At 37.1% G+C, this 7,991-nt stretch carries 7 protein-coding genes; 2 read left to right on the top strand and 5 right to left on the bottom strand.

What is annotated here, in order from left to right; translation table 11 throughout:
• Positions 1 to 70: 70 nt before the first annotated feature.
• Positions 71 to 307: a hypothetical protein gene (locus ACO1O5_RS21840; RefSeq protein WP_486274078.1), complete on the bottom strand. Its 237-nt coding sequence runs from the start codon at positions 305 to 307 to the stop codon at positions 71 to 73.
• Positions 308 to 347: 40 nt separating this feature from the next.
• Here ACO1O5_RS21840 and ACO1O5_RS21835 point away from each other — a divergent pair, with 40 nt between their 5' ends.
• Together ACO1O5_RS21835 and ACO1O5_RS21830 are read left to right on the top strand one after the other, a co-directional pair.
• On the top strand, positions 348 to 1,298 hold the full coding sequence (locus ACO1O5_RS21835) for an isoaspartyl peptidase/L-asparaginase family protein (protein ID WP_486274076.1): 951 nt from the start codon (positions 348 to 350) through the stop codon (positions 1,296 to 1,298).
• On the top strand, positions 1,288 to 1,980 hold the full coding sequence (locus tag ACO1O5_RS21830; RefSeq protein ID WP_486274074.1) for a 2-C-methyl-D-erythritol 4-phosphate cytidylyltransferase: 693 nt from the start codon (positions 1,288 to 1,290) through the stop codon (positions 1,978 to 1,980). The genes ACO1O5_RS21835 and ACO1O5_RS21830 overlap by 11 nt, the downstream gene beginning before the upstream one ends.
• A gap of 48 nt (positions 1,981 to 2,028) precedes the next feature.
• On the opposite strand, the gene ACO1O5_RS21825 is transcribed toward ACO1O5_RS21830, so the two are convergent.
• The 4 genes from ACO1O5_RS21825 to ACO1O5_RS21810 all read right to left on the bottom strand — a co-directional run.
• Positions 2,029 to 5,019 (bottom strand): M1 family metallopeptidase, encoded by a 2,991-nt coding sequence (locus ACO1O5_RS21825; protein WP_486274072.1) that lies wholly within the window; start codon positions 5,017 to 5,019, stop codon positions 2,029 to 2,031.
• 64 nt (positions 5,020 to 5,083) lie between these two features.
• A complete protein-coding gene (locus ACO1O5_RS21820; protein ID WP_486274070.1) occupies positions 5,084 to 6,478 on the bottom strand; it encodes a sugar transferase in 1,395 nt (464 codons plus the stop codon).
• 15 nt (positions 6,479 to 6,493) lie between these two features.
• Positions 6,494 to 7,465, bottom strand: a complete 972-nt coding sequence (locus ACO1O5_RS21815; RefSeq protein ID WP_486274068.1) for a Gfo/Idh/MocA family protein — start codon at positions 7,463 to 7,465, stop codon at positions 6,494 to 6,496.
• Positions 7,466 to 7,582: 117 nt separating this feature from the next.
• On the bottom strand, positions 7,583 to 7,991 hold a 409-nt coding region (locus tag ACO1O5_RS21810), incomplete at its 5' end, for a murein L,D-transpeptidase catalytic domain family protein (RefSeq protein ID WP_486274066.1).

The following is a 7,991-nucleotide window of genomic DNA, read 5'->3' as shown; positions in this document are numbered from 1 at the left end:
TCATTTACAAAGCAAAGACGCGCCTCTTTTTTACGGCCATGAGAAAATCTACTGTAAAGCTTATTCAGTATTATTGCAAAACACTGTAAAGCTCATCCAGTAATAAACCTAAAAGGTGTAAAGTTTTTTCAGTATAAGACACGTATGGATCCTGTATGGATGGAGCATACCAAAGGCATGGATAGAGTATGGATAGAGTATGAAAAATTCTAAAATAACTTCTTGAAGGTAGAAAAGTTGCACGGGCTGCTAAAATGTCGGCATAAGATGGCTTGTTCGGGCAAGATATCAGCGCTATCAATTTCATTTTGGGCTGGTTTTTGCCCGGTAAATTCAAAAATTTAAACATGCAAGAGTTTTCAATTGCCATACACGGGGGCGCTGGCACTATTATCAAAGAACAACTAACGCCGGAATTGGAAGCTGAATATAGAAAAGGGCTGAAGGAATCACTGGATGCAGGTTATTTTGTTTTGTCTTCTGGAGGTTCGGCAGTAAACGCCGTAAAAGCTGCCGTAATGCTACTGGAAGACAATGCTCTATTTAATGCGGGACGGGGTTCTGTATTTACCCACAAAGGTTTGCATGAAATGGATGCGGCAATTATGGATGGAAATACATTGGCTGCCGGCGCGGTTGCCGGTGTTATAAACGTCCGTAATCCCGTAGAACTTGCAGAAAAAGTGATGCTGCATAGCGGTCATGTTTTCTTAGGAGGTCAAGGTGCAAATGAGTTTGCCATAACTCAGGGAATGAAGTTTGAAACCGACGACTATTTTTATTCTGATTTCCGTTATAATCAGTGGCTGGAAATAAGAGAAAGTGATTCATACCAACTGGATCATAGTGGGGCTACATCGGAAAGTGCACTAAAAGATAAAAAGTTTGGGACTGTTGGAGCAGTCGCATGCGATAGTTATGGAAATGTGGCAGCGGCAACATCAACGGGCGGCATGACCAATAAACAATATGGAAGAATAGGCGACAGCCCGGTGATAGGTGCGGGAACATATGCCAATAATAACACCTGTGCAATTTCGTGTACCGGTCACGGTGAAATATTTATTAAAGCTGTTGCAGCATATGATGTAAGTTGCCTTATGGAGTATAAGAACATGAACCTTCAGGAAGCTTGCGAAGAAGTGGTAATGAAAAAATTAGTTGCATTGCACGGAGAGGGAGGGCTAATAGGAGCGGACGCTAAAGGCAATGTGGCGCTGGTTTTTAATAGTCCCGGAATGTATCGGGGATTTAAGAACAGCAAGGGAAATAATCTAATTGCTATTTATGGAAGCTGATTTTGTAAAAAAGGATATGAAGAAATTTGCTGTTATAGTCGCAGGCGGAAAGGGAACAAGAATGAATAATGATATTCCTAAACAGTTCTTGTTATTAAAAAATAAACCCGTATTATATTATACAATAAAGGCGTTCCTGGATGTCTATGAAAATATAGAAATCATATTGGTGCTCCCTGAAGAACACATTGGCAAAGGACGGGAAATTATCGATGGATATTTCGACCCCTCACGGATACGCATAACCGCAGGAGGAAGAACTCGGTTTCATTCGGTGCAAAACGGCCTTGCACTAATAAATGAAGAAAGTGTCATTTTTGTTCATGACGGTGTTAGATGCCTGGTTACTGGTGATCTTATAAGAAGATGTTACGAAACCGCTCTCGGACAAGGTAATGCGATACCCGCTTTGGAATGTGGTGATAGTGTAAGATTATTAACTGCCGACGGCAATAAAATCGTTGACAGAAATAAAGTAAAACTCATTCAAACACCGCAGACTTTCCATAGCAAAATATTACTACCCGCTTATAAAATTGATTACAAAGACAAGTACACTGATGAGGCTTCAGTTGTTGAGGCATTTGGTCTTGCCGTAAATTTAATAGAAGGCGAGCGCAATAACATTAAGATTACTACTCCGTTCGATTTGCGCTTGGCAGAGCTTCTATTGCCTGAATAATATTGCAATCGCAGGAAACATGAGCATTAAAAATATTAATCCAAACTTTTATAATTCGGGCTTATTAAAGAATTTGCTAAAGCTGAAATTTTGTATATCAATGCTGAAAGAGATCGTTTTCCAAAAGCGTTTACCCGTAATCGTTGATTTGAAGTAGTCAGCATAAACCTTGCTGTAGATTACCGGAATGTAGATGTTGACCAGGTTTTTTACAAGTGATATTTGCAAGCCTGCGTCATAAATAAATTTTCCGGTAGGTGCATTTGCCTTCCACGCTTCGGCATAAGTGCCTGCGTCTAAAAATACTTTCAAAGGAATCTTGAAAGGGAGTGCCTGCAAAGGATTAAACTGCTTGGGAAAATCGGTTGTAAAATTTGCGGCTGCAAGCCAATCATCAGTTTTTCCTATTTTGCTGGCAAGTAAATCTGAACGCACTTTAAAACCTCCGTCTCTGATCATTATTTGTTGCGATCGAAATCCCTGGAATTCATTTCTGCCGGAAAAATAGTTGCTATAAGTATAATCCTCATATCCGTTAGCGCCCGTCATATTCAATTGGTACCTGTCGGTTTCAAATTGTTTAGTGATGGTTTTATCACCCAAATACATAAATTTTCCTCCGAATAATCTTACATCCAATCCACCACCTTTGGCATAATTGAAAAAGTATTTTCCTTCAAATGCAAGTCTTACAAAGTCTTTCGCCTGTTCTGCCTGTAAAATTCCCGAATAAGGATATAGAGCCCGATTGTTGTCAATCCTAAGTTGCAATTGATTGAGGTATCGGGTAAGCTCCGGATACGAAATTATATCAACCTGGTTGATGGTGTCTCTTGTAAACAATAAGTCCGTTTCTTTAATGAAATAAGTTTTCCATTGGATGCTTTTGGTAATACTGCTGGTTGCATTTTTATTTCTGAAACTAATTTTTAATGAGGGAACAATTTTTGAGAAGCCCAGGTAATTATGTCTTCCGGTAGAATCTGTAAATTCATCCATTGAAAATTTTTCACCGCTTACAGATAATTCCGCTTTTCTAATAAATCCATAACTTAAAAAGTTGTATCCAATTTTTCCAATTCCAGCAAATGTCTTGCTGCCTGTTGCATACATTGGAGCTAATATAAAATGAAATGCAGGTTCCGGTAATGTATAATTGTGAACAAGGCCGCCAATCATAAATTTGTCATAATAATTATATCCGACTGCCGGAGCAAGAAATATATAATTGTGTTTATCGGTTTCATTAAAATTAAATAACCCCGAAAGTTTCAAATCTTTTTTTGGTTGTGGTTCGATATTTCCTTTTCGATGTAACATCGAAAATATGGAATCAATATTTTTTTTGCTTACCTCTTCAACTACTTTTTCAAAATCTTCAGGTTGCGGATGTTTAAACTTCCACCTGTTATAATATTCATGGAGACAACTGTCGAACAAGGGTTCGCCCACATAATCTTCCAGGACTTTCATCCATTTCCCCGTTTTATAGTAAGCCGTTAATCCATAATTCAGTTCTGAGAAATTTTCTGAACTTGTTTCAATTGGCTGATCTTTTTTGTTAACAATTTCTGTTCTGTAATCAAGATCGGTTTCATCATGCGGTAGCTTATTATTAAGGAAGTCATGAGTAGATTTTCGAATAACGTTACCGTTATCTTTAATCTTGTTATAGCGATTGTCGAAATACGTATTCATGCCTTCGTCCATCCATGGATGTTGCCGTTCATTGCTGGCCAAAATACCATAGTTCCAGTTGTGACCTACTTCATGCTCTATTGTAAATTCCAGTGATCGTTCATTTGGCATGGGCGAGATACTTGTTATTGTCGGATATTCCATACCGCCGTTGAATCCCATTTTGGCTTCAATTGCAGACACAACGGTATAAGGGTATTCTCCAAGCCATTTACTTCTTGTTATTACTGCATCCTTGATAAACTGAACACTGTTTTTCCAGACTTTTTCTCCGGCAGGAGTATAGTAGGCATATACGTCTATAATTCTGCCTGAAGCTAATTTCAACGTATCGTGGTTTACGATGAAATCTTTATCAGCGAACCATGCAAAGTCATGAACATTTTCTTGTTTATAATTGATCGTTTTAAACTCTTCTTTTTCCTTTGTTATGGTGAAAGGACTTTCTGATACTTCTTCAATTTTTTCAACTGGGCTTGGTTTTGCTGTAAGCTTTTTAGCGCCTTTTATCAACGTTTTACCCTTTAGTTTAGGCGTCGGAGCTTTTTTAAACCTTGCCGTTTTGTTCGGAACTGCCTTAACCGTAATTACTTTCGATTTCTTTTTTGGCAAATGCGCTTCATCTGATTTTTCCCTTAAAAAATTCAACTCATCTACATTTTGTAATTCGCCTGTCGCTGCTACTATATAGTCTTTTGGAATAGTTATTTGAACATCGAAATTTCCAAACTCGCTATAAAATTCACCTTGGTCCAAATAGGGAATGGGATGCCATCCATTGTTATCATAAACGGCGGGCTTCGGATACCATTGTGTAATTTGATAAGTGTTCCCTACATGTCCACCTCTTGAGAAATTGAAAGGAATTTTTTCATGAAATGGAGTGGTGATTTTTATTGTATGCCCCGGTGCAAGTGGGGTTGGCAAAATGAGTTTACTAACGTCTATATATAGTGGATGATCTTCAAGTTGGGTTGTTACGCCATCTACTTTAAAATCGAGCCTGTTAATGTACCCACGTTGTTCATAATTACTAAAATAGAAATCGGTTCTGCCCAGTTGTAATAATTGTTCACTAAAAGCTGTACGATCATTTTTATAAGCGTTTGGCCAAAGATGAAACCAAATAAAATTGAGTGTATCGGGCGAGTTATTAGTATAACTAATTATCTCAAATCCGTCTAAAGTATTATCAACATCATTTAACGTAACGTCAATTTTGTAATCTGTTTTTTGTTGAAAATAATTAGCGTAAGCATCACCGGTTTTGTTTAATGACTGGCAATTTGCCCATGCAAAAAAGTAAAAAATATAGAAAAATATTAATACGAATCTTTTCAAGACAGTTATTTCATCAAATATAAAAAATATATGTAGCGTAAGATATAAGCAAACAAAATGAAATTCATTTCCCTTTCCCCAATAAAATAATTCTTATTGTATGAATCATTATTTTAAAATCGAGCGCCAGTGAAATATTTTCTATGTAAATAATATCATATTTCATTCTTTCAATCATTTCTTCAATATTTTCGGCGTAACCAAATTTTACCATCCCCCAGCTCGTTAATCCAGGTTTAACTTTTAATAAGAGTTTATATTCGGGATAATTTTCTGCAATACAATCAATATAGTATTTTCTCTCGGGTCTGGGCCCAACAAGACTCATTTCTCCTCGTAATATATTCCACAGTTGAGGAAGTTCATCAAGTCTCCACCTGCGCATTATTCTGCCCCAGCTCGTAATTCTTTCGTCATGTTGGCTGCTGAGCAATGGACCGTTTTTTTCGGCACCTGTTATCATAGAGCGAAACTTGTAAATAGTAAATGGTTTGCCCTTATAACCGATTCTTTCCTGTAAAAATAATATTTCACCCGCTGATGAAAACTTCGTTCTAACGGCGGCATAAAGTATGAGTGGGGACAGAATGACAAGCCCAGAAACTGAGAAGAGCACATCAATAAGACGTTTGATATTTTGCTGCCATACTTCCATCAATCCCAAATGAATTTCAATTAATGGCGTACCCATAACATTGGTAGTTCTAACGGCGCCACTAAGGATGTCCAATTTATCGGGAACCATTTTTACATTAACTTCCTTCTCATTAAGTAGCTGCAAAATTTTTTCCAGCCTGACTTTCTCGTTATTTTCAAGGGCAATAATTACTTCCTTTACGTGATAATCCTCAATGATTTTTTCTGCGTTGACCATCGTTCCAAGGGATGGCGTAAGCGCAGTTAATGCAGGTAAAGTAATATTGTCAACAGCCACAAACCCGCAAATTCTATATCCTGTTTTTTCCTTGTTATTAACGATAGATCTATAGAGATGGAGGGCATTTTCTCTGCCGCCAATAATAAGTGTGTTGAACCAAACCTGTTGCCTTTGCAATTGTGTATGAGCTATTGATAAGAGAATCGATCTGAAAAAATAAGTGCTGGAAAACTGGATTACAAGTAATATAAAAAATCCTCTATAGAATAGAGTGTTATCTATTCTGTCTTCATATAAAATAAAAAGAAAAAGGAGTAATACACAGCCGGTAAAAGTGCTCGCAAAAGTAAACCACATTTCATTTAGCCTGGATTTGTAATAGATGTTCTTATAGGCACCAAACAAGTGATACAAAATAAGCCAGCCTGCAGCATATATAAATAGTTCGAAAAAATATTTGTAGCTAAATTCAAATGATTCACCGTAATATTTTATAAACAGGTAATAGGTAATTACCCACGAAAAAGATGCTGCAATAAAATCGCTAAGTGCGTAATAAACTATTGAAAGTGGCTTCGCCAATTTTCTTTTGAATTTTTAGTTAAGTTGGTTCTTGTTGATTTTATCGAGAATAAGATGGGCTACTTCCATGGCATTAAAGCCATCCATATCACTAACGGTTACCGGCTGTTTGTTTATAATTGCATCGATAAAACTTTCCAGTTCCATTTTAATGGCATTATTTTCTTTTATAAGAGGAGCAGCAATTGCAATGGTTTTTTTACCTGTGTTGGTTTCTATATCAAATGTAAATACGTTTTTGTCTGATGGTGTTTTGTATTTAATTACCTCTGTTTTTTTATCAAGAAAATCGATGCTGATGTAAGAATCTTTCTGAAAGAGACGCATCTTTCTCATTTTTTTCATACTTATTCTTGACGAAGTAAGGTTGGCTACACAGCCATTGTCAAATTCAATGCGAACGTTAGCAATATCAGGCGTGTCGCTCAGCACATTCACACCGTTGGCATAAATGTTTTTCACATTGCTTTTAACGAGACTTAAAATAATATCAATATCATGGATCATTAAATCGAGTATCACGCTCACATCTGTGCCCCTCGGGTTAAACTGGGACAAGCGGTGAACTTCAATAAACATTGGGTTGAGGCTGTATTCTTTGAGGGCAAGAAACGCGGGATTAAATCTTTCAACATGCCCCACCTGCAGTTTTATGTTAGCTTCTTTTGTAAGCTTAACAATTTCCTTTGCTTCGCTCATGGTATTGGCCAATGGTTTTTCTACAAATACATGCCTGCTCTTTAAAATGGCCATCTTGCATAATTCATGATGCATAGTTGTTGGGGCAACGATGTCAACTACATCGCATGCGTCTATTAAATCAGCTGCATTTTTAAATCTTTTTAAACCATAATGCTGTTTAACGGCAGCTGCATTTTCATCGGACGGATCATGAAATCCTATAAGCTTAACATTATCTATTTCCTGCCAGTTATTAAGATGAAACTTGCCCAAATGTCCTACACCAAAAACACCAACCTTCAACATATATTGCAATTTAATTGCGATAAAGGTAACAACTGGGAAATAATCAAAATAAGAAAAGTAGATTTTTACTTCGGACCCAAAAGTAATTCCCGTAAAATTTTGACTAAAGAGACGACATTAAGAAGCCTGCCTCAAAAATTTTGAATGGGAGAGATAATATTTATTGGGGCTGTACAGAAAAAGGCAACTGCCGTCTTTAATCTCATCGATGATGGGTTTGTAAACTTTTTCTGGTATGGCCGGGCAGCCAAGACTCCGTCCAATATATCCCTTGGTCTTTATATAATTTTCATTTACATAATCGGCGCTGTGCATTACAATGGCTCTTTTAAAGGCATTATCGTTTATCCCTTTTTCTTCGCCTTCCAAATGCAGTGAATATCCATGTTCACCACTGTAAGTATCGCCGGTAACATAAAAGCCAAGGCTGCTCTTATTGCTTCTCGGGTTATTGGAAAACAGTTTTGCATACTCGGCGCCGGAATTACGGCCATGTGCTACATAAGTATTATATAAAACTCTATAG

It is taken from the genome of Ginsengibacter sp. (assembly GCF_057362405.1).
The sequence above is the reverse complement of the archived record's forward strand: the minus strand, read 5'-3'. Positions and strand labels throughout refer to the sequence as shown.